The sequence below is a fragment of the Microbacterium sp. NPDC077184 genome (assembly GCF_040687055.1).
GTDB lineage: Bacteria > Actinomycetota > Actinomycetes > Actinomycetales > Microbacteriaceae > Microbacterium.
This window is the reverse complement of record NZ_JBFBMM010000008.1, coordinates 95,980-121,251: the sequence shown is the minus strand read 5'-3', so window position 1 is coordinate 121,251 and position 25,272 is coordinate 95,980. Positions and strand designations below refer to the sequence as shown.

The window sequence follows — 25,272 nt, the reverse complement described above, 5'->3', positions numbered from 1 at the left end:
CAAGGGGAAAAGGGGAAGCGCCGGAACCGGCGAGATAGGTTTCACATCATGAGCGGCGCCACGGATATCCCCTACGGGATTGCGGAGATCGACTCCGCGGTGCTAGGGCGGAGGCGTCACTACGGGGCCTTCTTCGGGCTCGATCCGCTCCCCGCGCGCTTCGGTGTCGTGGTCGGCAACTGCCAAGCCGAATCGCTGCGCGTCGTCCTCGATGCGCCCGAGCGACCCCTCGTGCGCGTGCCGCCGGTGCACGAGATGTCGGCGGCCGAGGCGGACCGCCTGCACGAGGTCGTCTCCCACGCCGCGTACGTCGTCAGCCAGCCGATCCGCCGCGACTACCGGGACCTGCCGCTCGGCACCGCCCAGCTTGCGGGATCGCTCGCCTCGGGTGCGCGTCTGATCACGGTCCCGTCCGTGCGCTTCGCCGGTCTGCACCCGTTCCAGGCGGCGATCCGCGTGCCGGGAGTGGAGGGCGACCCGCCGCTCGTGGCGTACCACGACGTGCGGGTGCTCGCCGAGGTCGCGGGCGTGCCCGTCGCGCCGGTGCTTCCGCCCGACGGCGTACGGACCGTCGCCGACGACGCCCTCGCCGAGCTCCGTCGCCGCGAGACCGACATCGACGTCCCCGTGTCGGATCTGTTCTCGCCGCTCACCGCCGACCACATGCGCACGGTCAATCACCCGGGGAACGCCGTGTGGCTGCCTTTGGCGGCGCGCGTGATCGATGCCCTCGGCCTCGAGGGAGGACCGACGGATCCGGGTCGTCCGCTCCTCGCGTCGGTGCGGGCGCCGCTCGAGTCCTGGGTCGTCGAGGCGTGGGACCTTCCCGACGCCCCGCGCGATGACTGGCTCGTCGACGGGGCGCCGGTGACGACGAATGCCGTGCGCGAGGCGCATCGGGCCTGGTACGCCGCGCACCCCGGCTTCGTCGACGCCGCGATGGCGCGGCTCGCGCCGCTCGTCCGCCGCTGGAGGACCGCGTGACCGTGCGGGCTACGGAGGGCGCGCGGGGCGTGGCTGCCCCGGTGATCGTCACCGATCCCGGTCCGCACGGCGTCGCGGTGCACGGGCGGGCGTTCGCCGACGCGGTGACAGCCCTCGAACCCGGCGTGACGGTATGTGCCCGGGGCGACATCGCCGAGATCCCGCCGGGCGTTCCTCTTCACGCGCAGTTCACCGACCGGCTCTGGGCGGGGAGCCTGGAGGAGGCGCTCGCCGCGTTCGAGGCGGTCGCCGATCGGCATCCGATCTCCGTGACCCTGCACGATGTGCCGCAGGAGTCCGATGGCGAGCGCAACCTGCCGCGACGCCGCGCGGTGTACGCGGCGGTCGCCGCGCGCGCCCGGGGCGTCGCCGTCAACAGCGCGCACGAACGCGCGCTCCTCGCCGAGCACGGCGTGTGGGACGGTCCCGTCGCGGTCATCCCGCTCCCCGTGGGCGCGCCCGTCTCCGGGGAACGCCCGGATGCGGACGGATCGGTCGGGGTGCTCGGCTACTTCTATCCCGGCAAGGGGCACGACGAGGCCGCCGAGGCGGCGGCGGAGGCCGGGGTGACGCGGCTGACGGTCCTCGGGCGCGCGTCCGACGGGCACGCCGACGATCTCGCGGCGTTCGTCGCGCGTGCCGCGGTGCGGGGCGTCGAGGTCGAGGTCACCGGGTGGCTCGACGACGAGGCGATGGCGGTGCGTTGCCGCGCGGTGTCGGTGCCGGTGATCGCGCATCGGCACGTGTCCGCATCCGGCTCGCTGTCGTCGTGGATCGCGTGGGGCCGCCGCCCGCTCGCCGTCGAGAACCGGTACATCACCGAGATGGCGGCCCTCCGGCCGGGGACGATCGCGGTGACGCCGGCCGATCGCCTGACCGACGGCATCCGATCGGCGATCGATCGACCGGAGACCACGTGGCACGGCGTCGCAGCACTGCCGATGGACGCGCGCGAGGCCGCCGCTGCGTATCGGGCGTGGTGGGGAGAGCTGACGTGACCGGTGGCGGCCCGGTGGACTCGGGGATCGTGCCCGGCAACCGGTGGGATCTCGTGGGCGACGCGCGCCCGGCGATGCCGCCGCGGGTGTCGGTGATCGTCGCGCACTACGACCAGCCCGACGAGCTCGCGCGGACGCTGGCGGCCCTCGCCGCGCAGGACCACCCCGCCGACCGGCTCGAGATCATCGTCGCCGACGACGGATCGCCGCACCCGGTCAGCGTTCCCGCCGGAGTGCGGGTCGTCCGGCAGGAGGATCGCGGATTCCGCCTCGCGGCGGTGCGGAACCTCGGCGTCCGCGCGAGCACCGGCGACATCCTGTGCTTCCTCGACGCCGACACCGCTCCCGAGCCGGGGTACATCTCCGCGCTGACCCGGCTTCCCGCTCTGCTTCCGGATGCCGTCACGGTGGGCCGACGGCGCCACGCCGAGCTGGCGGGGGTGCCGGTGCAGACGCCGGTCGTGGAGGCCGTCCGCGGACGCGAACTCGCCGAACCCGCGTGGCTCGCCGACGCCTACGCACGGTCGCGGAATCTGCTCGACGCCGACGACCGCTCGTACCGGTACGTCATCGGCGCGGTGATCGCGTGCTCCCGGCGGCTCTTCGACGATGTGGGCGGCTTCGACGAGTCCTTCACCGCGTACGGCGGCGAGGACTGGGAGTGGGTGCACCGGGCGTGGCAGGCGGGCGCCGTGCTCGCCCATGTTCCGGATGCCGTCGCCTGGCACGACGGGCCCGAATGGGCCGGTCGCGAGGGCTCGGACCGCGAACGCGCCAATGCGCAGACGCTGCGACTCGCGGCATCCGTTCCGGTGTCGGGCTCGGCGGGGTTCGGAGTGCGGCGCAGCGTGCCGGACCTCGCCGTCCGCCTCGCCGGGGAACACAGCGACGCCGCCCTGTTCGTGTGCGTCGATTCGATCCTCGCGGCGTTCCCGCACGCGGTCGTCGTGCTCGATGCGGAGCCGGCGGTCGAGGCACTCCGGGCGGATGCGCGGGTGCGGGTGCGGGTGCGCGGGGGAGGGTCGCTGGGGGGCGTGGGAGAGTCGGAGGGCGGGGGCGTGAATGCGCGGGTGACGTGGACGCTCGAGCGGCCGATGCTCATCGACGATGCGGCGGGTCTCGCAGAGTGCCTCGCGGCGCTCGGAAGTGGGGAGGTCGGCACCATCGAGGTGGAGTCGGGCGGCGGAGTCATGCGCTCACGTCGCGCGGAACGTCGTGCGGCGCGATCGGGCACCGAGGACGGATTCACCTCGGTGCGGCGTCGCGTTGCGGGCATCCATCCGCTGCGACCGGATCCGCACGTCGAGGCCTACGTCGGCGGCTGGGGTTCGCTCGACGCGTTCGTCTGAGCGACCTGCGGTGCCTGCGGTGCCTGCGGTGCGGCCGCTCTCCTCGTCGTCTTTTTGTACGAAGATTCGTCATCTCACTCCGGCGCATGTCGTATTTGTGTTCTATACTGAGAGCACGGAAAGCGATCGAGAAGAGAAGCGATGAACGACCCCTTCGAGCCGGATGAGGCTCACCGTCGGAAGACGCGGGCGTTCCGGGAGCGGGTGGAGGCGTCCTTCGCGGCGGAGGCGAGAATCCTCGCCGAACGGGCGGAGATCTACGCCGAGGCGTTTGCGTACACGCAGGAGCAGACCGCGAAGATCTCCTCGGCCACGTCGAGGGAGCGCGACATGCCGCTGCGGGCGATGGCCGCGGAGCTCGGTCCGGCAGTTCATGTCGACGACCGCACGATGCAGACCCACCTGTTCGAGGGGCACCGGCTCCACACGGAGTTCACCGCGACGTGGGAGGCGTGGCGGGACGGGAACATCCAGAAGGCGCACACCCGGGTGATCGTCGAGTTCGGCGCGGAGCTGCACGACCCCGCGGCCCGGGCGGCCTATGAGAAGGACGTTCTGGCGTACGCGGTGAAGACCACCGCCGGGCGGGTGAAGCCCTACGCGCAGCAGGTGGCGGACAAGCTCAACCCCGCCACCGTGCAGGAACGGCATGACGTCGCGGTGTGCAAACGCCGGGTGTGGGTGGAAGACCTGCGCGACGGGATGTCGATGCTCGGTGTGATCGGGCCGTCGTCGGAGATCCACGGGATCTACGACCGCACCACCCAGCAGGGTCGGGAGATCAAAGCGACCGACCTGCGCGCACGACGGGAAGCGGCCGAGCGGGAAGCATGCGGCGAGGACACCCCGAACGGAGGCGACGCTGAGCCGGTGTGGTTCGACGACCGCGGCCTGGATCAGATCCGCGCGGATGTCGTGATGGACATGCTCCTGACCGCCGCGCCGACCGTCGATCCCACCGGGGGTGGGCTCGCGGCGATCCGCGCGAGCGTGCAGGTCAGCATCCCCGCCACCACCCTCGCCGGAACCACGTCGGGTGGGGCGGAGTTGGACGGAAAGTGCGCGATCGACCCGGCCACCGTGCGGATCCTGACAGGGAATGCTCCCGGGTTCGATCGGGTGTTTCTGCACCCGGTCACCGCTGAGGTATTGACGACGGATCGGTATACGCCGACGGCAGGGATCAAGAGGTTCCTGCAGGCCCGGTACGTGCGATGCGCGTTCCCCGGATGCCGGCGACCCGCGATGCGATCCGAGATCGACCACCACCAGGAGTACAGCAAGGGCGGCAAGACCGACGGCGACAACCTCGGTCCCTGCTGCACCCGACATCACGTGACCAGGCACGCAGCCGGATGGACTGTCGAACAACTCCCCGGCGGGAGACTGCGATTCACTGCGCCGTCGGGGGCGGTCTATATCGAAGATCCGCCACCGCGGGTGATGTTCGTCCCCAACCCCGACCCCGACCCCGACCCCGAACCCGAACCCGGGTTGGCGATCGTCCCCTTCTGACGCTCGCCCTGACCGGACACGCCCGAAGTGGTTCCGGCCCCCGCCCTGAGCGTGAGAGCTCGCGTATGCGGACGCGCGCGCGTTCGTTCGACACGGTGAGAAACTGCGGTGCGCCACACCACCACGGAGCGTCGTCCGCCGGTCTGCTCCCACTCCACGATCACGACTCGGTCGTTCCATGCCGCGGCGACGGCGGCGATCTTGGTCGCCGGGCCCTCGCGCCAATGAACCCAGACCCACACCGTCGGCTGCCTTCTGGGCGGCGCCCACTCGAACGGGGTCGGCCCATAGGCCTGCCGAGGAAGCGTGAGTGGTTGCTGGGCGGAGCGGGATGCCTGCGCGATACGCGCGTCATTGATCGCGTCGTAGTGTGCTTCGTAGCGGCGGTTCTTCGTCAACGGCCAGGTCTCCTCCCCTGGCCGAGGGCTCGATGTTAGGACGCCCCCACCGACACCGGCGGTGGCGTGCGAGCGTCCGCGCCGGCGATGACCTCCTCTCCGCCCCTAGTGAGCGTCCGTTTCGCTCGGTGCCGGTGAGACCAGCCCGAAGTGGACGAGCTCCGGGTCGGTCAGCATGCGCGAACGGATAAGGAACCGCATGCCGGTCGGACCCTCGACGCTGAAGCCGGCACCGCGACCGGGAACGACGTCGATGGTGAGGTGCGTATATTTCCAGTACTCGAACTGCGACTCCGACATGTAGACCTCGATCGGATCGTCGAGACCGGCATCGATCGTCCCGAGGAGGACGTCGCTCGGGCCGGTCAGGAACATCCCGACCGGGTAGCACATCGGGGCGCTGCCGTCACAGCATCCGCCCGACTGATGGAACATCAGCTTCCCGTGCTGAGCGGTGAGGGTGCGCAGCAGGGCCGCCGCCGCGTCGGTGACGGCGACCCTGCTCATGGGGGACTCAGTGCTCAAAAGAAGCCCATCGCGCCTTCGGCGTACGACACCAGCAGGTTCTTCGTCTGCTGGTAGTGATCGAGCATCTTCAGGTGGTTCTCGCGCCCGATGCCGGACTGCTTGTAGCCACCGAACGCCGCGTGCGCCGGGTATTGGTGATAGGTGTTCGTCCACACGCGTCCGGCCTCGATCGCGCGACCCGCACGATAGGCGATGTCGCCCGAGCGGCTCCAGACACCGGCGCCGAGACCGTAGAGGGTGTCATTGGCGATGTGAATCGCGTCGTCGAAGTCGTCGAACGACGTGACCGAGACGACCGGGCCGAAGATCTCCTCCTGGAAGATGCGCATGTCGTTCGTGCCCTCGAAGACCGTGGGGGCGACGTAGTACCCCTCGCTGAGGTCGCCGCCGAGGTCGACGCGCTCGCCACCGGCGAGGAGCTTCGCGCCGCCCTCCTTGCCGATCTCGATGTACGACAGGATCTTCTCCAGCTGGTCGTTCGACGCCTGCGCACCGATCATCGTCGCGGGATCGAGGGGGTTTCCCTGCACGATCTTCGACACCCGGTCGAGGCCGTCGCCGAGGAACCGGTCGTACATCGAACGCTGGATGAGTGCACGCGACGGACACGTGCAGACCTCGCCCTGGTTGAGCGCGAAGAACGTGAAACCCTCCAGCGCCTTGTCGTAGTAGGCGTCGTTCTCGCGCGCGACGTCGTCGAAGAAGACGTTGGCGCTCTTGCCCCCGAGCTCGAGCGTGACCGGAATGAGGTTCTGCGACGCGTACTGCATGATGAGGCGCCCGGTGGTGGTCTCACCCGTGAAGGCGACCTTCCGGATGCGCTTGTGCTGCGCGAGCGGCGCACCGGCCTCGATGCCGAAGCCGTTGACGATGTTCACCACGCCCGCCGGCAACAGGTCGCCGATGATCTCGAACAGGAACAGGAGGGATGCCGGGGTCTGCTCCGCCGGCTTCAGCACGACGCAGTTGCCCGCGGCGAGGGCCGGGGCGAGCTTCCACGTCGCCATGAGGATCGGGAAGTTCCAGGGGATGATCTGCCCGACCACACCCAGCGGCTCGTGGAAGTGGTACGCGACGGTGTCTTCGTCCAGCTGGCTGAGCGAGCCCTCCTGGGCCCGCAGGACGCCGGCGAAGTAGCGGAAGTGGTCGACGGCGAGCGGGATGTCGGCGGCGAGCGTTTCGCGGACGGGCTTGCCGTTCTCCCACGTCTCGGCGACGGCGATCTTCTCCAGGTTCTCCTCGATGCGATCGGCGATCTTGTTCAGGATCACCGCGCGCTCGGCGGGCGTCGTGCGCTTCCACGACTCGAACGCCTTCCAGGCGACGTCCACGGCACGGTCGATGTCTTCCACGGTGCCGCGGCCGACCTCGCAGAACGGCTTCCCCGTCACCGGGGAGATGTTCTCGAAGTACTGGCCCTTCACCGGCTCGACGAACTCGCCGCCGATGTAGTGGCCGTAGCGCGAACGGTACTCGGCGACCGATCCACGCTGTCCGGGGGCGGCGTAGACGCTCGAGACGCCTTCTTCGACGATGGTCATGCTCTCTCCTCGTGTCCTCTTCGACAGGGGGCGCGACGGACGGTGTCGCGCGGTGCGTCGACGCTACGTCGCGGGAGGTTGCATCCCGTTGCAATGGGGAGACGGCTCGTCACCCGTGGGCGGCGAGGCGCTCCAGGCGCGCCACGAGCGGAGCCCGCTTCGGGGAGCGGGCCGGCAGCATCCGCAGACACAGCTCCAAGAGCTCCGCGTCCTCGTACCCGAGGTCGGTGTCGGCGAAGGCGAGGAGGACATCGACGCTCGCCTCGGTCATCAGCGCATCCCGGAGCGCCGTGCGCACCGTCTCGCGCACCTCGGCGACCCCCGGCGCGACCGAGTCGGGGAGGACATCGCCGTGGAAGGCGGCGAGCGCCACCCGATGCGCGCCGCGGTGGAGGAGCGACAGCACCTGGTGGGCGTCGGTTTCGAGCTCCACCGCCAGCCGGTAGGGCCGCGACGCCGGGACGAGGGCGGGCGCCGTCCGCTCGAGCGCACGGCGGAGCCGCACCATCTCGGCGCGGAGGGTGACGGCGGAGGAGCCGGCATCCTCCCCGTAGACGAGGTCGCCGAGGCGCTCCGCCGACAGCCCCTGACGGTGGGTGGCGAGGACGAGGAGCAGCTCGGCGTGCCGCGGCGACAGCTCGGTCACCGTTTCCGTCCCCTCCCGGGCCACCTCCAGCAGCGCGCGGTCGCGACCGAGCACGCGCAGAGTGAACCGATCGGCCTCGGTCGCCCGCGCGGACGGGCGGGACGAGAGCGGCCGCGACGGCGAGCGCGACGCGCGGGCGGCGTCCTGCGCCCGTGCCCGAAGCCGGGCGACGAGGAGTTCGCCCTCCACGGCGCGCACCGTGGCGTCCACGAGGAGCTGTGCCTGAGGCGTCACGGCCTCGGCTTCGCCGGTCACATCGATCACCCCGAGGATGCGGCGCGTCTCGGGATCATGGACGGGCGCCGCCGTGCACGACCAGGGCTGCACGAGCCGGTTGTAGTGCTCGGCGCCGTGGATCTGCACCGACCGGTCGAGGCGGAGCGCCGTTCCGGGTGCAGCTGTGCCGACGGCATCCTCCGACCAGTTCGCCCCCTCCACGAACCCCATGTCTCCGGTGAGGGAACGCACGCGCCGATCGCCCTCCACCCAGAGCAGGCGCCCGGCGGCGTCACCCACCGCAACGGCGACGCCCGAGTCCTCCGGGGTACCCGGGAGGAGGAGGGCGCGGACCATGTCCATGACGGAGGCCAGCGGATGCGCGCGGCGGTACTGCTCGAGCTCCGCCGCGGTCAGGTCGAGCGGCGGCAGATCCTCCGCGCCGACGAAACTCTGCAGCGATCGTCGCCACGACTCCCGCACGAGCGGACGGATGTCGGCGAGTCGGTGATCCTCCGGATTGCCGGCGACGAGCTCGTCGTGGGCGCGCTCGATGAGCAGGCGCGAGGTGGCGGGTGCGACCTCGAACCGGGCAGACCACGGCGACGTCATGCGGCTCCGATCATCGACGAAGGAGCGGTGCCGTCGAGTCTAGGTCGGTCCGCCCTCGGAGGACAGGGCCCGGGCCATCATGGAGCCATGGCATCCACACGGTCCGTCGCGCAGACCCTCGTCCGCCGCCTGACGCGGTGGGGCGCGGCATCCGTTCTCGTCGGCGGGGTGCTCGCCGTCTCTCCCCGCACCCGGGCGTTCGGGCTGCAGACGCTGATGTGGGGCGCGATCGACCTCGGCATCGCCGTGTTCACGGGGAAGCGGTCGTCGCTGCCGAAGAAGTCCGCGCTCCGCCGCATCCTGCTCGTGAACACCGCGCTCGATGTGGGCTACGTCGCCACCGGGGCCCATCTCGCGGTGCGCACGCCCACGTTCGGCGGCCGGCTCAGCGCCGCCGACGCGCGCGGTCACGGGCTGGCGATCATCATCCAGGGCGCCGCGCTGTTCGTGTTCGATCTCGCCGCGGCCCGCCGCCTCTCGCGCTGACGCGAGGGTAGCGAAGGCCCCCACGGGTCGGAAGACCCTGTCGCCGGGCGCCCCGACACCTCACGCTGGAAGAGTCCACGAGAGGAGAACGTCATGAAGGCAGTCCAGTATCGCGAGGTCGGCAAGGGTCCGGAGGTCGTGGAGGTCGACGTCCCCGAGCCCGGTCCGGGGCAGATCCGGCTGAAGGTGACCGCCGCGGGGCTCTGCCACTCCGACTGGTTCGTCATGGACCTTCCCGCCGAGCAGTACTCCTACGGACTCCCGCTCACGCTCGGACACGAGGGCGTCGGCGTGGTCGACAAGCTCGGTGCCGGGGTCGAGGGGATCGACGTCGGCGGCTCGTACGCCGTCTACGGGCCGTGGGGATGCGGACTGTGCCACGCCTGCGCGACGGGCAGGGAGAACTACTGCCCGAACGCCGCCGAGCTCGGCATCGCCCCTCCCGGACTCGGGGCTCCCGGCGCGATGGCCGAGTACATGATCGTCGACGACAAGCGGCACCTCATTCCGCTCGGCGACCTCGACCCGGTGCAGACGGTCTCCCTGACGGATGCCGGGCTCACGCCCTACCACGCGGTCAAGAACGCGCTCCCCACGCTGCGCCCGGGATCGACCGTGCTGGTCATCGGGGTCGGCGGGCTCGGTCACGTCGGCATCCAGATCATCCGCGCCCTCAGCCAGGCCCGCGTCATCGCGGCCGACCTCGGTGAGGACAAGCTCGCCCTCGCCCGCGAGGTCGGCGCGCACGAGACGCTCATCTCGGGCGCTGACACCGCCGACCGCGTGCGGGAGATGACCGGCGGACGCGGTGTCGACGCCGTCTTCGACTTCGTCGGCGCGGGTCCCACGCTCGAGACGGCACGCGCCGCCGTCGCGGTCGACGGGCACATCGAGATCGTCGGGATCGGCGGCGGGACCCTCACCGCCGGATTCTTCGCGACGCCCTTCGGAGCGACGGTCCGCGCACCCTATTGGGGTTCGCGGTCGGAGCTGATGGAGGTGCTCGACCTCGCCCGGGCCGGTGCGATCTCGGTCCACGTCGAGACGTTCGGCATCGACGACGCCGTCACGGCCTACGGGAAGCTCCACGACGGCACCGTCCGCGGACGCGCGGTCATCGTGCCCTGAGCCGGCGCGACGCGCGAACGCGCCCGGGCCGACGGAACACCTCCGCCGGACCGGGCGCCTTCGCGTGCGCCACTACTGCGTGCGGGCCCGCATCCGCGCCCGGGCGAAGAACGTCGCCGCAGCTCCCATGAGCCCGAGGATCAGCGCGCCGATCACGAAGGGTGCGGGGCTCGATCCTCCGGTGACCGCGAGGTCACCGGGGTCGGATCCGGATGCCGGTGCCGGGGTGGCGGAGGAGGTGGGCGTCGGCTCGGCCGTCGGGTCCGGCGTCGGCTCCGGATCCGGCGTCGGGTCCGGCGTCGGCTCGACCGGGAGCTCGATGCGGATGTCGTCCCACCCGATCAGGCGGCTCTCCGTGCCGAGCACGGCGAGCTTGTGGTCGCCGAGCGGCATGTCCTCGGGAATCGTCACCTCGATCGTTCCCGTCACCTCGAACTCGCCGAGGTCGATCGGGTCGGAGAAGAGCAGCACCGAAACGGTCGGGTCGCTGCCGGGGATCGTGACGGTGATGGTCTCGCCCGGAGCGGCGATGTCGGGAACGCTCACGCCACCGCGGTTCTCCTCGACGAGGTCCTCCTCGATGACCGGCCCGGGCGGGGTGACCGGCGTGCCTTCGCCCGCGGCCCAGAAGATGGCCCGCGCCACATCGCTGAACGCCCCCACCGGGTGGTTGCGGTACGACGGCGAGGTGCCGAAGACGAAGGCGCGGGTGCCCGTGGGGCCGACCGCCGAGAACGCCGAGGCCTGACCCGCGGCGTCCGCCTGGGTGCGTCCGGCCTGCGAGCCCGCCCAGTGCCCGGAGACGAACATGTCCTCCGTGGCGTAGGACTGCTCGACGGTGGCGTTCTCACCGAGTCCGGTGAACCATACGAACGACGAGCCGAACGCGGTGTCCTGCGGGTAGTCCCCGAGGATGCCGTCGGCCGGAGTGTCGACCCGTGCGATGCCGTTCGACCCGCTCGTTCCGGTGACCGCGGTGGCGGTCGTGACGCCGAAGGTGCTCGCGAACGCGGCGCCCGGGGTTCCGCGGGCCACGACGGGCTTGCCCGCCGCGATGTACGCGGCGACGGCGTCGCGGCCGGCCTGCTGGTTCTGGTTGAAGGTCAGGTTGGCACCCACGAACAGCAGGTCGATCGAGGTCAGGTCGACCGTGCCGGCGGTGATCGTCGCACTCGTCACCGGGACGAGGTCGGTGAATCCGAGCTTGGTGAGCATGTCGCGATCGTCCGAGACGTTGACGTAGCCGATGCGCGGAAGGCGCAACGCGGTGCTCTCGCCGTCGCGGATGGCGCGCCCGTCGACGGCGACGAAGTCCACGCCGTAGATGTCGGCGACCGCGGCGGCGGCCGCCGCCCCCGCCTCGTCGCGGCGCAGGATGACGGTGCCGTCGGGGATCTGCGACAGCGCGATGCCCTCACCGAGGAGCTCGACGATCGCCTGGTGGTCCGCGACGCCGCGCGGCTCGAAGGCCAGATAGGTGCCGGCATCCGGAATGGAGCCCGTCAGCGGCGCCTCCGTGACGGGCTCGACCGAGACCGCGGGGGCGGCATCCGTCGTCGTCCCGATGGCGTCGACATCCGCGCCCCACAGCAGCGACAGGCTCCACGCGGAGATGTCGTACATGTCGGGGACGCGCTCGGAGATGTCCGATCCGTCGGCGAGCAGCACGTTCGCAAGACCTCGGAGCGGCTGGTGCATGTCGACGAAGAACGAGCCGGGCTCGTAGGTCACGCCGTCGACGGTGAAGGGCGCGGTCGTCCGCGACACCTCGATGTTGTTCACCAGCAGCATCTGGGCGAGGGTCTGCGCGTCCGACTCCGAGCGCTGGTCGTCCCCGGCGGGGATCACGTAGGCGCGCGGGTAGTCGGCGTTGTAGATGTCGGTCTCGTCCCAGATGTCGACCCACTCGGTCGGCACGCCCTCGGGGAGCTGCTCGGCGGTGATGTCGGCGGGGATGACCACGCTCGGCTCGCCCGCGAAGCCGCGGCGGAAGATCTCGATCTGGTTGTCGAGCAGCGCGGAACCGTTGTCGGCGACGTAGTCCACGACCGTCTCGACGACGATCTCGGCGACCTCGATGTTCACCGCGGCCCGCTCGGCGTTCCGGGGATCGGACGCGGGGTTCACGCGCCCGAGCGGCAGCTCGACCGTGTTCGTGATCGCGCCCTGGTACGCCACGTACTGCGGCGCGAAGATCGGAGGCCAGTCGTCCCAGCCCGAGCGGATGTCGCGGTAGGGGATCTTGATCTTCCCGGTGTTCGTGGTCGTCGCCGACCCGTTGGCGGCGAGGTAGGTGTTGCCGGGGATGTTCGCCTCGACGACGGCCTTCTCGATCTCGAGCGCGGTGGAGTACGCGTGCGGGAGGAACAGGTCGTACTCGTAGTTCTCGCCGTGCGGGGGTCCGCAGGGCTCGACCTGCAGCACGTTGGTGTAGCCGTGGATGTCGATGAAGTACGTCGGCTGGATGACGCTCGCGAGATCACGGGTCAGCGAGGCCTCGGCGGTGGCGCCGGTGATGAAGTCGCGGTTGGGGTCGTAGCCGTTGACCGTTCCCCGCTGGCCGAGCGCGCGGCCGTCGGGGTTGTTCGTCACGGTGAAGTACAGCCGGTTGTTCGAGATGACGTCGAGTACCGCCGGGTCATCGCTGGTGGCGAGCTTCTCGATGTAGTTCAGGGTGGCGTCGGTGCCCTCCCACTCGTTGCCGTGGATGTTGCTGTTGAACCAGACGGGGATCTTGTAGCCGTCCTTCAGCGCGGTGTCCGCCGCCGCCGCCGCGGGGTCGTACTTGACCTTCTGGCGCCACGCGTCCTGCTGGGCGGTCTGCTCGGGCGTCTCCGGGCTCGTCACCGTGACGAGGTAGATGTCGCGGCCCTGCTGCGAGGTGCCGACGACCTGCGTCGACACTCGGTTCGACTCCGCCATGACGCGGGTGAGGAACGGCGCGATCTCGTCGTAGGGCATCACGCCGCGGAGGATCGAGGCATCCGTCTCCAGGTCCGGGAAGACCTGCAGAGCCGGCTGCACCGGGTACTGCGTCGGCATGTCGATCAGCGGCGATGCGGGTCGGACGAGGGGGATCGCCGGCGATTCGACGGCGGCGAAGGCGGGGGTGGCGACGACGGCGGCGGTGGCGAGGACCGCGGCGCACCCCACCCCGGCGATGAGGCGTTTCAGCACGGATGGGCTCCACTTCAGGTTGGTCGCCGTCACCCTAGGGACACCGTGTTTCCGTGGAGAGGCGGAATGTTACCGCTCCATCACCCGTCGTGAGACAGGAGCCGCGCAGACACGGGGAACGCATGCGGATCTGTCAGACTCTCCCGGGTGCGAATGACTCGATCCCTCCCCGTCCTGGCCGCCCTGTCGGCCGCCGTCCTCCTCAGCGGATGCACCGCCTCCGTCGGCGATCTCACCGGTGGCGACACCGCCGTCCGCGACGAGGACAGCGGGGAGGTCACCGAATCGGGGCAGGCCGACGTCTTCACCCTGTCGGTGGGCGACTGCCTCGACGAGCAGACCGGCGAGGAGATCTCCGACGTCCCCCTCGTGCCCTGCAGCGAGCCGCACGACATGGAGGTGTTCGGCGAGATCACCCTCGACGACGGCGAATGGCCGGGCGTCGATGTCGTCGGCCAGCAGGCCGATGAGGGCTGCTACGCCCAGTTCGAAGCCTTCGTCGGCCTGCCGTACGAGGAGTCAACGCTGCTGTTCAGCTCGTACATGCCCACCCAGCAGGGCTGGGAGGAATTCGACGACCGCCTGGTGTCGTGCCTGATCATGGACCCGGCCGGCAAGACCACCGGCTCCCTGAAGGACTCCGGGATCTGAGATTCGGCGGCGCCGGTTCGTCCGGAGGGGGTCAGCGCGACGCCCACCAGGCGAGCAGGCGCCGCTCGGCCTCCTCCTCGCCGACGACGCCCTCGTCCAGGCGCAGATCGAGCAGGAAACGGTACGCCTCGCCGACCTCGCGACCCGGGCTGATGCCGAGCACCTCCTGGATGCGGTTCCCGTCGAGCTCCGGGCGCATCGCGCCCAGCTCCTCGGCCTCGGCCAGCTCGTCGATGCGGCGTTCGATGTCGTCGTACGCGCTCGCCAGCCGGCGGGCCTTGCGCGCGTTGCGCGTCGTGACATCCGCGCGGGTGAGGATGTGCAGGCGCTCGAGCTCATCGCCCGCGTCGCGGACGTAGCGCCGGACGGCGGAATCCGTCCACGCCCCCTCGGCGTAGCCGAAGAACCGCAGGTGAAGCTCGATCAGTCGGGTCACCGTCGTGGTGGTCGCCGCGTCGAAGCGCAGGGCGTTCAGGCGCTTGCGCGCCATCCGCGCACCCTTGACGTCGTGGTGGTAGAAGGTCACTCCGCCGCCGCTCTCGAGGCGTCGCGTGGCGGGCTTGCCGATGTCGTGCAGCAGTGCGGCCAGGCGCAGCGGCACATCCGGTGCGGCACCCGGGTGCCGGGCGTGCTCGAGCTCGATCGCCTGCCGCAGAACGGTGAGCGAGTGCTCGTAGACGTCCTTGTGGTGATGGTGCTCATCCACCTCGAGACGGAGGGCCGGCACCTCCGGGAGGAACTCCTCCATCAACCCGGTCTCCACCAGCATCCGGATGCCGCGCACCGGGTCGTCGGCGGCGAGGAGTCGCACCAGCTCGCCCTGCACCCGCTCGGGGCTGACGATCGACAGCGATGAGCGCAGCCGCGCCATGGCCGCGACCGTGTCGGGCGCGACCTCGAAGCCGAGCTGGGCGGCGAAGCGCGCCGCCCGCAGCATCCGCAGCGGGTCGTCGCCGAAACTCACCTCGGGATCGGTCGGGGTCCGCAGCGTCCCGGCGAGGAGGTCCTCGACACCGCCGGTCGGGTCGACGAGCGTCTTCGCGGGGACACGCAGCGCCATGGCGTTCACGGTGAAGTCGCGGCGGACGAGGTCGCCCTCCAGCGTGTCGCCGAACTCCACGGTGGGCTTGCGCGTCACCCCGTCGTAGCTGTCTGCGCGGTACGTGGTGATCTCGACCTGCTCACCGGCGACCTTCGCCCCGATCGTGCCGAACGCGCGTCCGACATCCCACTGGACGGAGGAGATCGGGGTGACGATCGCGAGGATCTCGTCCGGGCGCGCATCGGTCGTGAAATCGAGGTCGTTCGTCGTGCGTCCGAGCAGCGCGTCGCGCACCGGACCGCCGACGACGGCGAGATCGCGGCCCGCCGCGGCGAACGCGTCGGCGAGCGTGGACACCACGCGGGACTCGGCGAGCGCGCCGAGACGCGCGATGCCCTCGGCCATGTTGAGCATCCCTCGAGCCTACCGAGGCCCGCCCTCGGCATCCGGTGCGAAGCCGAGGAATCCCGTGAAGAGCAGCTCGCGCACGCGCGGCAGGAGATCGGCGCGCAAGGCCCCGGCATCCACCTCGAGCAGCTGGGCGATCGCGTCGATGAGAGCGCCGACGGCGAGATCCCCGTCGCACGCGCCGACGAGGGCGGCGAGCGCCGGATCGACCGACAGGGAACGGGCGAATCCGCCGCCCTGGCGCAGTTCGATCACCGTCGGGTCCTCCTCGCCCGGGCGATGATGACGCACCTCGGTGACGTCGCCCGAAACCCGGAGGACGGATGCCGCCACCGCCGCATCGTCCATGTCGGCGAGCCGGTCGTGGGCCGCGAGCGCCTCCGCCAGATGCGCGCCGAGGCCCCCCTGCGGAAGGGGCTGGGTGACCGTCTCGTACCGGGCGAGGGTCGGCGCGTCCCCGCCGGCCGGGCGCCGGAGCAGGACGTAGCCGAACCCGATCCCGGTCACCCCGCGCGCGGCGAAGTCCTCGAGCCAGGCGTCGAGGAGTCGATCGAACTCCGCGGTGCCCGGGACTGTGCCGCCGTCGCGGATCCACAGCTCGGCGTAGGCGAGGGGGTCGGTGTGCTCGCGCTCGACGACCCAGGCGTCGACCGGAACCGGCGACGTGTCGACCCACTCGCGCACGCGATCCAGCCCCGGGACACCGTCGCGCGTCTCCCAGTTGCCGAGCATCTGGGCGACACCGCCGGGGACGAGATGCTCGCCCACGTCGCGGATGACGGAGGCCACGAGCGCATCGCCGACCATGCCGCCGTCGCGGTACTCGTAGGCGGGGACGCCGGTGCGTCGCGGGGTGATGACGAACGGCGGATTCGAGATGACGCGGTCGAAGCGTTCCCCGGCGACCGGCTCGAACAGGCTCCCCGCACGCGCGTCGATACCGGAGACGCCGTTGAGGGCGGCGTTCAGCCGCGCGAAGGCGAGGCCGCGCGCGGAGATGTCGGTCGCGACGACCTCCGCGACGTGCTCCCGGGCGCGGAGGGCCTGGATGCCGCAGCCGGTGCCGAGATCGAGGGCGCGCGCGGCGGGGGTGGGCAGTTGCAGTTCGGCGAGGGTGAAGGATGCACCCCCGACCCCCAGGACATGGTCCTCCGGCAGCGGTCCGGCCAGGGCCGCCTCGTCGAGGTCGCTCGCGATCCACCAGTGGCCGTCACCGGTGCCGACGGCGTAGCTCTGCGGGCGGATCAGCGCCGTCGGAGCCACGCGGGTGCCGTCGGTCGTCGCGAGTCCCAGAGCGCAGAGGCCGGCGATGCCCGTGCGCGGGAGGGCGGCGGCGACGGATGCCGCGTCCTGCGGCATCCCGAGGACGAGGAGTCTCGCCAGGACGGCGAGGGCGTCGTCGCGGTCGCCGAGGACACGCAGTGCCGGCCCGCGCACGCCGCGACCGACCGCGTCGTCGTTGTCGGCGCCCCACGCGGAGCGCACCCCGGCGGCAGTGAAGCCCGCGGCGCGGAGATCGGCGGCGAGTCGCTCGCAGCCCTCGCGGTCGGCGGTCGGGAGGGGAAGCGGCGGGGTGGCGGGCGGGGTGGCGGGCGGCGTGGCGGGCGGGGTCACCCCACCATTGAACCCTGCCGCGCGTCATCCGGGCCGCGTGTGTCCTCGCGGAGCGTTCTCAGGGGCCGGAGGGGAAGCGGACCGTAGAATCGCCTTCGATTCGTGCGGTCGACATCGCACGGGAGCGAACCGAACGTATGACCGTGATCCCCCTCGCCCGTCCCGCACGCCGTCCTCCGCGACGCCGGCGCATCGGCGCGACGGTCGGCGCAGCGCTCCTGAGCCTCGTGCTGCTCATCGCACCGACGACCGCGAGTGCGGCCACGACCCCCGCGCCGACCCCGACCCCGACGACCTCGGCGGGCCTGTCCGAGCCCGGAGAGGTCGCGTTCACGCTCTCGCCGCTGGGCGCCGGCATCCTGCGCCCCGGTGAGCGTCTCGCGGTGTCGGTGACCCTCGCCAACGGCACGGATGCCGCCACCCCGACGCTTCCGGTGCGGCTGTGGCTCGGTGGCGAGGCCGTGCGCGACCGGGCCGCGCTGACGGCGTGGCTCGACGGCGAGGGCGGGCTCGACGGGCTCGACGAGGTCGCCGCGACCGAGCTCGAGGCGGTGCCCGCGGGCGGCGAACGCACCGGCGGGATCTCGGTCGAGGCCGACGACCCGCGCCTGTCCGGACGCGCCCCCGGTGTCTACCCGCTCGCGGCGAGCTACGACCTCGACGGTGAGACCGTCACGGCCGTCAGCGTCGTCGTGGTCCCCGAAGACGGTGCCGAGACCACCATCGGGGTGGTCGTGCCGCTGACCGCTCCCGCCCTGAGCACGGGCCTTCTCAGCGCGACGGAGCTCGCCGCGCTGACCGCGCCCACCGGGGCGCTGACGAGTCAGCTCGACGGCGTGGAGGGCACGCCGGCGATCCTCGCGGTCGACCCCGCCATCCCCGCCGCGATCCGCGCGCTCGGCTCCCGCGCCCCCGCCTCCGCGACGCAGTGGCTGGAGCGACTGATCGCCCTCCCCAACTCCCGTTTCGCCCTGCAGTACGGCGACGCCGACGTCGCGGTCCAGCTCGCCGCGGGCCTCGAGCGGCCCCTCCGCCCCCTCGGGCTGGCGGCCTTCCTGACCCCGCAGGATTTCGTGCCGGTCGCCCCGACCCCGGGCAGCACTCCGGCCCCCGCGGCCACCCCGACGCCCACGCCGACCGCGACGGTCGTCCCCGGCGAACCGGTGATCCCCGACACCGACCAGCTGCTCGACATCGGCGGCGGTCGTGACGCGGTGTTCTGGCCGGCACCGGGAACCACCTCGCCCGGATCGGTCGCGCAGCTCGGCGGCATCGAAGCCGACGGTCGCTCTTCCCTCACGATGCTCCCCTCCACCGCGACCACCGCCGGGGCCGACGGCGGAGCCGTCCCCGCTCGCGGCGACGCGGACGGCGCGGCGGTGCTGGTGTACGACGCGGCGGTCTCCGATGCGCTCCACGAGGCGAGCCTGCGCGAGGAGGGGTCCCTCCGCGGCGCGCCCCTGGCGGCGGCATCCGCCTATCTGTCCTTCGCGGTCGCCGAGACCCCGGGTCTTCCCGTCATGGTGACCCTCGACCGCGAGGCCGAGCGTTCGCGCGTCGCACTGCGGGCGGTCCTGACCGCCGCTGCACAGTACCCCGGCGCCACAGCGGTCACACTCGGGGCCCTCGCCTCCTCCCCGGCTGTGCCGGTCACCGCGGTCGACGGCGCCCCGTCCGCCGAACGCGTCGAGACGGCATCCGCTCTGATCGCCGACGAGGATGCGCTCGGACGCTTCGCGACGATCCTCGACCAGCCTTCCCTCCTCACCGGACCGGAGCGCGCCGAGGTCCTGCAGCTGCTCTCGGTGGGCTGGGTCGACCAGCCCGACGCGGCCGCCCGTGCCGTGCAGCTGCACCGCGGCGCCACCCGGACAACGTTGAGTTCGGTGGAGCTCCTCCCCACCAGCACCATCAACCTCTTCGGCTCCGGCGCAGGGCTGCGGTTCTGGGTGCGCAACGACCTCGAGTGGCCGGTCAACCTCGTGCTGTACGCCACGCCCGGCGATCTCCGCCTCGACGTGCAGCGCGCGACCCCGGTGGTCGCCTCTCCGCGGAGCAACACCCGCGTCGAGGTGCCCGTGCAGGCGCGTGTCGGCAGCGGGGACGTCGTCATCGACCTCCAGCTGCGGAGCCCGGCGAGCATCGCGATCGGAGACTCGGAGCGGGTGGAGGTCAACGTCCGCGCCGAGTGGGAGGGCGTGGGTATCACCGCGCTGGCCGTGCTCGTCGGGGGCCTGTTGGTCCTGGGTGTCGTCCGCACCGTCCTGAAGCTCCGGGCGCGACGGCGTGGAATGTCCGACGGCTAGCATGGGTTGATTCATCGAGCGGGATCGATATGTCGGAGTCCCGTGAGAACCGCAGAGAAGGGGGCGCAGTGCGTCACGTCATCATCATCGGATCCGGCCCCGCCGGGTACACCGCCGCGATCTACGCCGCACGCGCGAACCTCGAGCCCCTCGTCGTCGCCAGCTCCGTCGAAGCCGGCGGTGAGCTGATGAACACCACCGAGGTGGAGAACTTCCCCGGCTTCCCCGAGGGCATCATGGGCCCTGATCTCATGGCCAAGATGCAGGCCCAGGCCGAGCGGTTCGGCGCCGAGGTCCTCTACGACGACGTCGTCTCGCTCGACGTCTCGGGCCCCGTCAAGCGCGTGACGCTCGGCAGCGGTGCCACCCACGAGGCGCACAGCATCATCTTCGCGACGGGCTCCGCCCCCCGGAAGCTCGGCATCGAGGGCGAAGCGCGCCTCTCCGGCCACGGGGTGTCGTACTGCGCCACGTGCGACGGATTCTTCTTCCGCGAGAAGGTCATCGCCGTCGTCGGCGGCGGCGACTCCGCGATGGAAGAGGCGACGTTCCTGACGAAGTTCGCCTCGAAGGTCTACGTCATCCACCGCCGCGAAGAGCTCCGCGCGTCCAAGATCATGCAGGAGCGCGCGTTCGCGAACGAGAGGATCGAGTTCGTCTGGAACAGCGCCATCGTCGACATCCTCGGACAGGATGCCGTGACCGGCGTGGTGCTCGAGTCGACCGTCGACGGCTCGCGTCGCGAGCTCCCCCTCGACGGCGTGTTCGTCGCCATCGGCAACGACCCGCGCACGCACCTGGTGCACGGTGCTCTCGAGCTCACCCCCGAAGGCACGATCGCGGTCGACGGGCGTTCGTCGCGGACGTCGGTCGCGGGTGTCTTCGCCGCCGGTGACGTGCTCGACCCCACGTACCGCCAGGCCGTCACCGCGGCCGGAAGCGGTACGGTTGCCGCACTGGATGTCGAGCACTACCTCGCCGGACTCGGTGAGGCCGGTGCGCCGGAGCCGGAGGCCGACCCGATCGAGGGCCGACCCGAGGTCAACGTCGCCTGACGCGGCATCCGGAACAATCCTCCGGCGTCATGTGTTGACGCCCCTGTACGACTTCCGATCGAAGGAGAAAACATGACTGCCAAGGCGACGTCTTCGGCGACCTGGGAGCAGGACGTGCTCCAGGCCGAGGGACCCGTGCTCGTGGACTTCTGGGCGGAGTGGTGCGGCCCGTGCCGCATGGTCGCTCCCGTTCTGGATGAGATCCAGTCCGAGAACCCCGACAAGCTCACGATCCTCAAACTCAATGTCGACGAGAACCCCGACCTCGCGATGAAGTACCAGATCACGTCGATCCCGGCGATGAAGGTCTTCAACAAGGGCGAGGTGGAGACGACCATCATCGGCGCGAAGCCCAAGTTCGCTCTGCAGCAGGATCTCGCCAAGTACATCGGCTGATCCGCTTCACGAGGGAGCCCCGCTCGGAAATCACTTCTGAGCGGGGCTTCTTCGTGTTCGCGCAATATATGCGCGAACCGGAATGTCTGTCTACGACGCGTCGACGCGCACCGTGGCGTCCCAGCGCCGATGGGTGTTCGCCTCGCCGAGGAGTCGCCACACCGCCGTTGTCAGCTCCGGGTAGTCGAGCGAGATCTGACGGAGGACGCGGTAATGACGAGCGGCATTCGGGCGGGATCCGCCGTTCGCGGCGATGTTCTCGGCGCGCAGCGTGAACACCACGAGCTCGTCGACGGAGGGGAGGTCCTCCATGAAATCCCAGGGGTCTTCGCCCTCGCGGAGGCGCTCCGCGATGAGAACGGAGAGCTCGTCCGCTGCTTCGGCGCGGAGCAGCTCGAGACTGGCTCGGCGTTGCGGGGAGCGATCTGCGGAACTCACCCCATAAGCCTACGTCGCGAAACCCGATCGCGGGCTGGGTGTGGAAAGGTGCTCTCAGGCTGAGCCGTAGCCCGATTCGCCGAGCTCCTCCAGAATGCGATTCAGATCCTGGATACTGGCGAAATCGATGTTGATCTGGCCCTTTTTCGCTGCCAGAGTGATTTTCACCCGCGTGTTCAGGCGATCTCCGAGGCGCTCCGCGAGATCGTCGAGGTGGGCGCGGCGGGCGCCGGCTTGTGCCTTGCCCGGCCGAGTCCCCGCACCATCGAGGGTCTTGGCGGCCGCCTCCGCCGCGCGCACCGAGAGATCTTCGTTGATGATCTTGTCGGAGAGGCGCTGCATCGCCTCCGGCGTCTCGACGGAGAGGATCGCCCGCGCGTGGCCGGCGCTGAGGACTCCCGCCGCGACGCGCTGCTGAACCGGAACCGGCAGCTTGAGGAGTCGGATGGTGTTGCTGATCTGCGGACGCGAGCGACCGATCCGGGTGGCGAGCTCCTCCTGGGTGATTCCGAAATCGGCGAGGAGCTGCTCGTACGCGGACGCCTCTTCCAGCGGGTTCAGCTGTGAGCGGTGGAGGTTCTCCAGGAGGGCGTCACGGAGAAGGTTCTCGTCCGACGTGTCGCGTACAACCGCAGGAATGGTTTCGAGGCCGGCTTCGCGAGCGGCCCGCGTGCGCCGCTCCCCCATGATGAGTTCGTAGGTGCCCTCATCCGTGGCGCGGACGACCACCGGCTGCAGCACGCCGAACTCGCGGACGCTGTGGATGAGCTCGGCGAGGTCGTCGGGATCGAAGTGGGTGCGCGGCTGACGCGGGTTGGGCACGATCGTGTGCGGATCGATCTGCATGAGCCGCGCTCCGGGAACGGCGACGAGCTCTTCGGTCGAGTCCCCCGCATCGTCATTGCTGCCAGCCTCGGGCGCGGCATCCGAGGAACCGGTCGCCTCGGGTGCGGCATCCGAAGATGCTGTCTTGGGGAAGAAGACGTCCGAGGGGCGTTCTTCTGTCGGTTCGGCGGTGGGGATGAGCGCCCCGATCCCGCGACCGAGGCCTGTGCGCTTGGCCATCAGGCGCTTCCTTCCTTCGAAGACGCGGAGTCGCGTCGAATGAGTTCCACCGCGGCTTCGCGGTAGGCGATCGCGCCGGCGGACTGGCCGTCGTAGGCGATGACGGTCTGTCCGAAGCTCGGGGCTTCCGAGACGCGGACCGACCGGGGGATGACGGTGCCCATCACCTCGGAGGGGAAGTGCTGGCGCACCTCCTCGGCGACCTGTTGCGCGAGGCGCGTACGCCCGTCGTACATGGTGAGCAGGATCGTGGAGAGGTGAAGTCGGGGATTCAGGTGCTTCTGGATCATCTTCACGGTGCCGAGCAGCTGGCTGAGGCCTTCCAGCGCGTAGTACTCGCACTGGATCGGAATGAGGACCTCGCTGGCGGCGGTGAATGCGTTGATCGTGAGGAGCCCCAGCGACGGTGGGCAGTCGATCAGGACGAAGTCGAGGTGGTGGTCCTCGGTCGCGAGGTAGTCGTCGAGCGCCGTGCGCAGGCGATGCTCGCGTGCGACCTGCGAGACGAGTTCGATCTCAGCGCCGGCGAGGTGGATCGTGCTCGGAGCACAGAGCAGCCTCGGCGACTCCGGGCTGACCTGGATGATGTCGGCGAGGGGGAACTCATCGATCAGGACGTCGTACACGCTCGGGGTGTCGGCGGTATGGGCGACACCCAGCGCTGTCGACGCATTTCCCTGCGGATCGAGGTCGACGACGAGGACTTTCGCCCCGACGGATGCCAGAGCGGCGGCGATATTCACCGCGGTCGTCGTCTTTCCGACTCCACCCTTCTGGTTCGACACCGTCAGGACGCGGGTCTTCCCGGAGAGTTCGACGTCCGTGCTTTCGAGCCGCCGCCGTCGAGCGGAGAGATCCGCGAGTTCGCGGGCCAGCGGGGTGTCGTCGAACGAGAAGGATGCGGAAGATGACTCCGTCTCCTCGGGTTGTTTCACGTGAAACACTCTCCCTCTCGCGCGTCAGAACAACGTCCTCCACTCTAGGCGATCCCACCCCCACCGCCCGCCTCCCGGTGATCGAGGAGCGGCGAAGCGGCGTACCGAGATCCCGTCGCCTACGTTTCACGTGAAACCCCTATCGGTGATCGAGGAGCGGCGCAGCCGCGTACCGAGATCCCGCAACGCCCCCGGGCCGGTCTCGATACACCGCACTCCGCGCGGCACTCGACCACCGACCCATCCGGGTGATCGAGGAGCGGCGCAGCCGCGTACCGAGATCCCGTCGCCACCCCGACCGCGGTCTCGATACACCGCCCTCCGCGCGGCACTCGACCACCGACCCATCCCGGTGATCGAGTAGCGGCGCAGCCGCGTACCGAGATCCCGTCGCCTACGTTTCACGTGAAACGCTTCTTGCCTAGCCGAGACACCGCACCCATATCACCGGCAACCAGAGCGAGGCGCTTTGCCCGGCCCCATCCCTGGACCTGCTTCTCCCGACGAAACGCATCATCGACGCGGTCGTACTCCTCGCAGTAGAGCAACGCGACGGGAAGCCTGACCGCGGTGTATGCCGAACCTTCCCCGAGCTGATGCTCCTGCACGCGACGTGAGAGATCGAGCGTGCTGCCGACGTAGAGAGAACCGTCCGCGCACTGAAGGATATACATCCATGCCACGACAGCATCCTGGCGGGATTGCGCGAGCCGACGGAGCGAGAATCTGGCACCGGTGGACAACGCAGGACAGTGCGCCCCGGGGGAGGAGGGGATCTCGGTACGTCGCTTTGCGACTACTCGATCACCGACGTATCAGCGGGATCTGTTTCACGTGAAACGGCCCGAGCGGCCGACCGACCTTCCGGTGGTCGAGTGCCGCGCGAAGCGCGGTGTACCGAGACCGGGCGAGGGATCTCGGTAGGCCGCTCCGCGCCTACTCGATCACCGAGGTACGACGATGTTTCACGTGAAACGCCTACCTCGAAGGTCTGCACCCGGTGGTCGAGTACCGCGCGAAGCGCGGTGTACCGAGACCGGGTGAGGGATCTCGGTAGGCCGCTCCGCGGCTACGCGATCACCGGGGGTGAGAATATCCCGTGGTCGACACCGGGCAGGGGATCTCGGATCACCGGGGGTCAGCGGCGGACGGCGCCTCGGAGGACGCGAGTGGGCTCGGAAAGGATGCCCTCACCCACGATCTCTACACGCGCATCGACGACACCGAACTTCCGGAGCTGCTTCTGCGCCGCGGCGATCTCGTTCTGAGCATTCGCACCCTTGAGCAGCACAAGCTCGCCACCGTCACGAACAAGAGGCGCCGTCAACGGCAGCAGCGTGCGCAGAGCGCTCACCGCGCGCGCCGTGACCACGTCCATCACCGGACCGCGGCTCCAGTCTTCCGCCCGCGCCCGCAGGACCTCTACGTTGTCCAGCTCGAGCTCGCGCACCTGCTCGGTAAGCCATTGCACACGGCGTTCCATCGGCTCAACCAGGACCCACTCGACATCCGGGCGAGCGATAGCCAGTACCAGACCCGGGAGACCCGCTCCAGAACCGATGTCCGCGACCCGGCCCGAGAAGAACGGTGCGATGATCGCACTGTTGAGCACATGACGCGTCCACAGGCGGGGGAGTTCCAACGGGCCGATCAGGCCGCGCTCCTCACCCTGCTCTGCCAACGCGGCTGTGAACTGCCGCGCGAGACTCAGACGCGACCCGAAGAGCTCCGCAGCGGCAACGGGCTCGACCTCGACCGTCACAGCCGCCGTTTCACGTGAAACG

21 protein-coding genes are annotated in these 25,272 nt (G+C 70.4%); 10 read left to right on the top strand and 11 right to left on the bottom strand.

Features of this window, described 5'->3' with window-relative positions:
* Positions 1-48 precede the first annotated feature (48 nt).
* The 4 genes from AB0O93_RS14195 (at position 49) to AB0O93_RS14180 (ending at position 4,846) form a co-directional block, all read left to right on the top strand.
* A complete protein-coding gene (locus AB0O93_RS14195; protein ID WP_363344438.1) occupies positions 49-984 on the top strand; it encodes a WcbI family polysaccharide biosynthesis putative acetyltransferase in 936 nt (311 codons plus the stop codon).
* Positions 981-1,982 carry a hypothetical protein gene (locus tag AB0O93_RS14190; RefSeq protein WP_363344436.1) on the top strand — a complete coding sequence of 334 codons (1,002 nt, stop codon included), beginning with the start codon at positions 981-983 and terminating at the stop codon, positions 1,980-1,982. The genes AB0O93_RS14195 and AB0O93_RS14190 overlap by 4 nt, the downstream gene beginning before the upstream one ends.
* Positions 1,979-3,331 (top strand): glycosyltransferase, encoded by a 1,353-nt coding sequence (locus tag AB0O93_RS14185; protein ID WP_363344434.1) that lies wholly within the window; start codon positions 1,979-1,981, stop codon positions 3,329-3,331. The genes AB0O93_RS14190 and AB0O93_RS14185 overlap by 4 nt, the downstream gene beginning before the upstream one ends.
* A gap of 141 nt (positions 3,332-3,472) precedes the next feature.
* Positions 3,473-4,846 carry a DUF222 domain-containing protein gene (locus AB0O93_RS14180; protein WP_363344432.1) on the top strand — a complete coding sequence of 458 codons (1,374 nt, stop codon included), beginning with the start codon at positions 3,473-3,475 and terminating at the stop codon, positions 4,844-4,846.
* Between the two features lie 503 nt (positions 4,847-5,349).
* Here AB0O93_RS14180 and AB0O93_RS14175 read toward each other — a convergent pair.
* The 3 genes from AB0O93_RS14175 to AB0O93_RS14165 all read right to left on the bottom strand — a co-directional run bounded on the left by AB0O93_RS14175 (position 5,350) and on the right by AB0O93_RS14165 (position 8,787).
* Complete coding sequence (locus AB0O93_RS14175) at positions 5,350-5,751, bottom strand: DUF779 domain-containing protein (protein ID WP_363344430.1); 402 nt, start codon at positions 5,749-5,751, stop codon at positions 5,350-5,352.
* Between the two features lie 14 nt (positions 5,752-5,765).
* On the bottom strand, positions 5,766-7,313 hold the full coding sequence (locus AB0O93_RS14170) for an aldehyde dehydrogenase family protein (protein WP_363344428.1): 1,548 nt from the start codon (positions 7,311-7,313) through the stop codon (positions 5,766-5,768).
* A 109-nt stretch (positions 7,314-7,422) separates the two neighbouring features.
* Positions 7,423-8,787 carry a transcriptional regulator gene (locus tag AB0O93_RS14165; protein WP_363344426.1) on the bottom strand — a complete coding sequence of 455 codons (1,365 nt, stop codon included), beginning with the start codon at positions 8,785-8,787 and terminating at the stop codon, positions 7,423-7,425.
* A gap of 87 nt (positions 8,788-8,874) precedes the next feature.
* Here AB0O93_RS14165 and AB0O93_RS14160 point away from each other — a divergent pair, with 87 nt between their 5' ends.
* Both AB0O93_RS14160 and AB0O93_RS14155 read left to right on the top strand, forming a co-directional pair.
* Positions 8,875-9,273, top strand: a complete 399-nt coding sequence (locus AB0O93_RS14160) for a hypothetical protein (RefSeq protein ID WP_363344424.1) — start codon at positions 8,875-8,877, stop codon at positions 9,271-9,273.
* Positions 9,274-9,366: 93 nt separating this feature from the next.
* On the top strand, positions 9,367-10,401 hold the full coding sequence (locus tag AB0O93_RS14155) for an NAD(P)-dependent alcohol dehydrogenase (protein ID WP_363344422.1): 1,035 nt from the start codon (positions 9,367-9,369) through the stop codon (positions 10,399-10,401).
* Positions 10,402-10,473: 72 nt separating this feature from the next.
* Here AB0O93_RS14155 and AB0O93_RS14150 read toward each other — a convergent pair whose 3' ends face one another.
* Entirely contained in the window at positions 10,474-13,611 is a 3,138-nt protein-coding gene (locus AB0O93_RS14150; protein ID WP_363344420.1) for a M14 family zinc carboxypeptidase, read from the bottom strand.
* A 120-nt stretch (positions 13,612-13,731) separates the two neighbouring features.
* On the opposite strand from AB0O93_RS14150, the gene AB0O93_RS14145 reads away from it, so the two are divergent.
* Positions 13,732-14,229 carry a septum formation family protein gene (locus AB0O93_RS14145; protein ID WP_363344481.1) on the top strand — a complete coding sequence of 166 codons (498 nt, stop codon included), beginning with the start codon at positions 13,732-13,734 and terminating at the stop codon, positions 14,227-14,229.
* A gap of 31 nt (positions 14,230-14,260) precedes the next feature.
* Here the strand turns inward: AB0O93_RS14145 and AB0O93_RS14140 are convergent, their stop codons facing one another.
* Entirely contained in the window at positions 14,261-15,685 is a 1,425-nt protein-coding gene (locus AB0O93_RS14140) for a CCA tRNA nucleotidyltransferase (protein ID WP_363344418.1), read from the bottom strand.
* Positions 15,686-15,694: 9 nt separating this feature from the next.
* Positions 15,695-17,293 carry a methyltransferase gene (locus tag AB0O93_RS14135; RefSeq protein ID WP_363344416.1) on the bottom strand — a complete coding sequence of 533 codons (1,599 nt, stop codon included), beginning with the start codon at positions 17,291-17,293 and terminating at the stop codon, positions 15,695-15,697.
* A gap of 143 nt (positions 17,294-17,436) precedes the next feature.
* On the opposite strand from AB0O93_RS14135, the gene AB0O93_RS14130 reads away from it, so the two are divergent.
* From AB0O93_RS14130 to trxA, 3 genes are all read left to right on the top strand, one after another.
* Positions 17,437-19,599, top strand: coding sequence for a DUF6049 family protein (locus tag AB0O93_RS14130; protein ID WP_363344414.1), 2,163 nt, complete (start codon positions 17,437-17,439; stop codon positions 19,597-19,599).
* 68 nt (positions 19,600-19,667) lie between these two features.
* The gene (gene trxB / locus AB0O93_RS14125; protein WP_363344412.1) at positions 19,668-20,654 is read left to right on the top strand and encodes a thioredoxin-disulfide reductase; all 987 of its coding nucleotides are present in this window, start codon (positions 19,668-19,670) and stop codon (positions 20,652-20,654) included.
* 72 nt (positions 20,655-20,726) lie between these two features.
* Positions 20,727-21,050 carry a thioredoxin gene (trxA, locus tag AB0O93_RS14120; RefSeq protein WP_363344410.1) on the top strand — a complete coding sequence of 108 codons (324 nt, stop codon included), beginning with the start codon at positions 20,727-20,729 and terminating at the stop codon, positions 21,048-21,050.
* Between the two features lie 90 nt (positions 21,051-21,140).
* Here the strand turns inward: trxA and AB0O93_RS14115 are convergent, their stop codons facing one another.
* The 5 genes from AB0O93_RS14115 to rsmG form a co-directional block, all read right to left on the bottom strand.
* Complete coding sequence (locus tag AB0O93_RS14115; protein ID WP_363344408.1) at positions 21,141-21,488, bottom strand: tryptophan synthase subunit alpha; 348 nt, start codon at positions 21,486-21,488, stop codon at positions 21,141-21,143.
* Between the two features lie 54 nt (positions 21,489-21,542).
* Entirely contained in the window at positions 21,543-22,553 is a 1,011-nt protein-coding gene (locus AB0O93_RS14110; protein WP_363344406.1) for a ParB/RepB/Spo0J family partition protein, read from the bottom strand.
* Complete coding sequence (locus AB0O93_RS14105) at positions 22,553-23,488, bottom strand: ParA family protein (protein WP_363344404.1); 936 nt, start codon at positions 23,486-23,488, stop codon at positions 22,553-22,555. Before AB0O93_RS14105 ends, AB0O93_RS14110 begins: the two co-directional genes overlap by 1 nt.
* A 401-nt stretch (positions 23,489-23,889) precedes the next feature.
* Positions 23,890-24,162 (bottom strand): GIY-YIG nuclease family protein, encoded by a 273-nt coding sequence (locus AB0O93_RS14100; protein WP_363344479.1) that lies wholly within the window; start codon positions 24,160-24,162, stop codon positions 23,890-23,892.
* A gap of 464 nt (positions 24,163-24,626) precedes the next feature.
* The gene (rsmG, locus tag AB0O93_RS14095; protein ID WP_363344402.1) at positions 24,627-25,250 is read right to left on the bottom strand and encodes a 16S rRNA (guanine(527)-N(7))-methyltransferase RsmG; all 624 of its coding nucleotides are present in this window, start codon (positions 25,248-25,250) and stop codon (positions 24,627-24,629) included.
* Between the last annotated feature and the right edge of the window lie 22 nt (positions 25,251-25,272).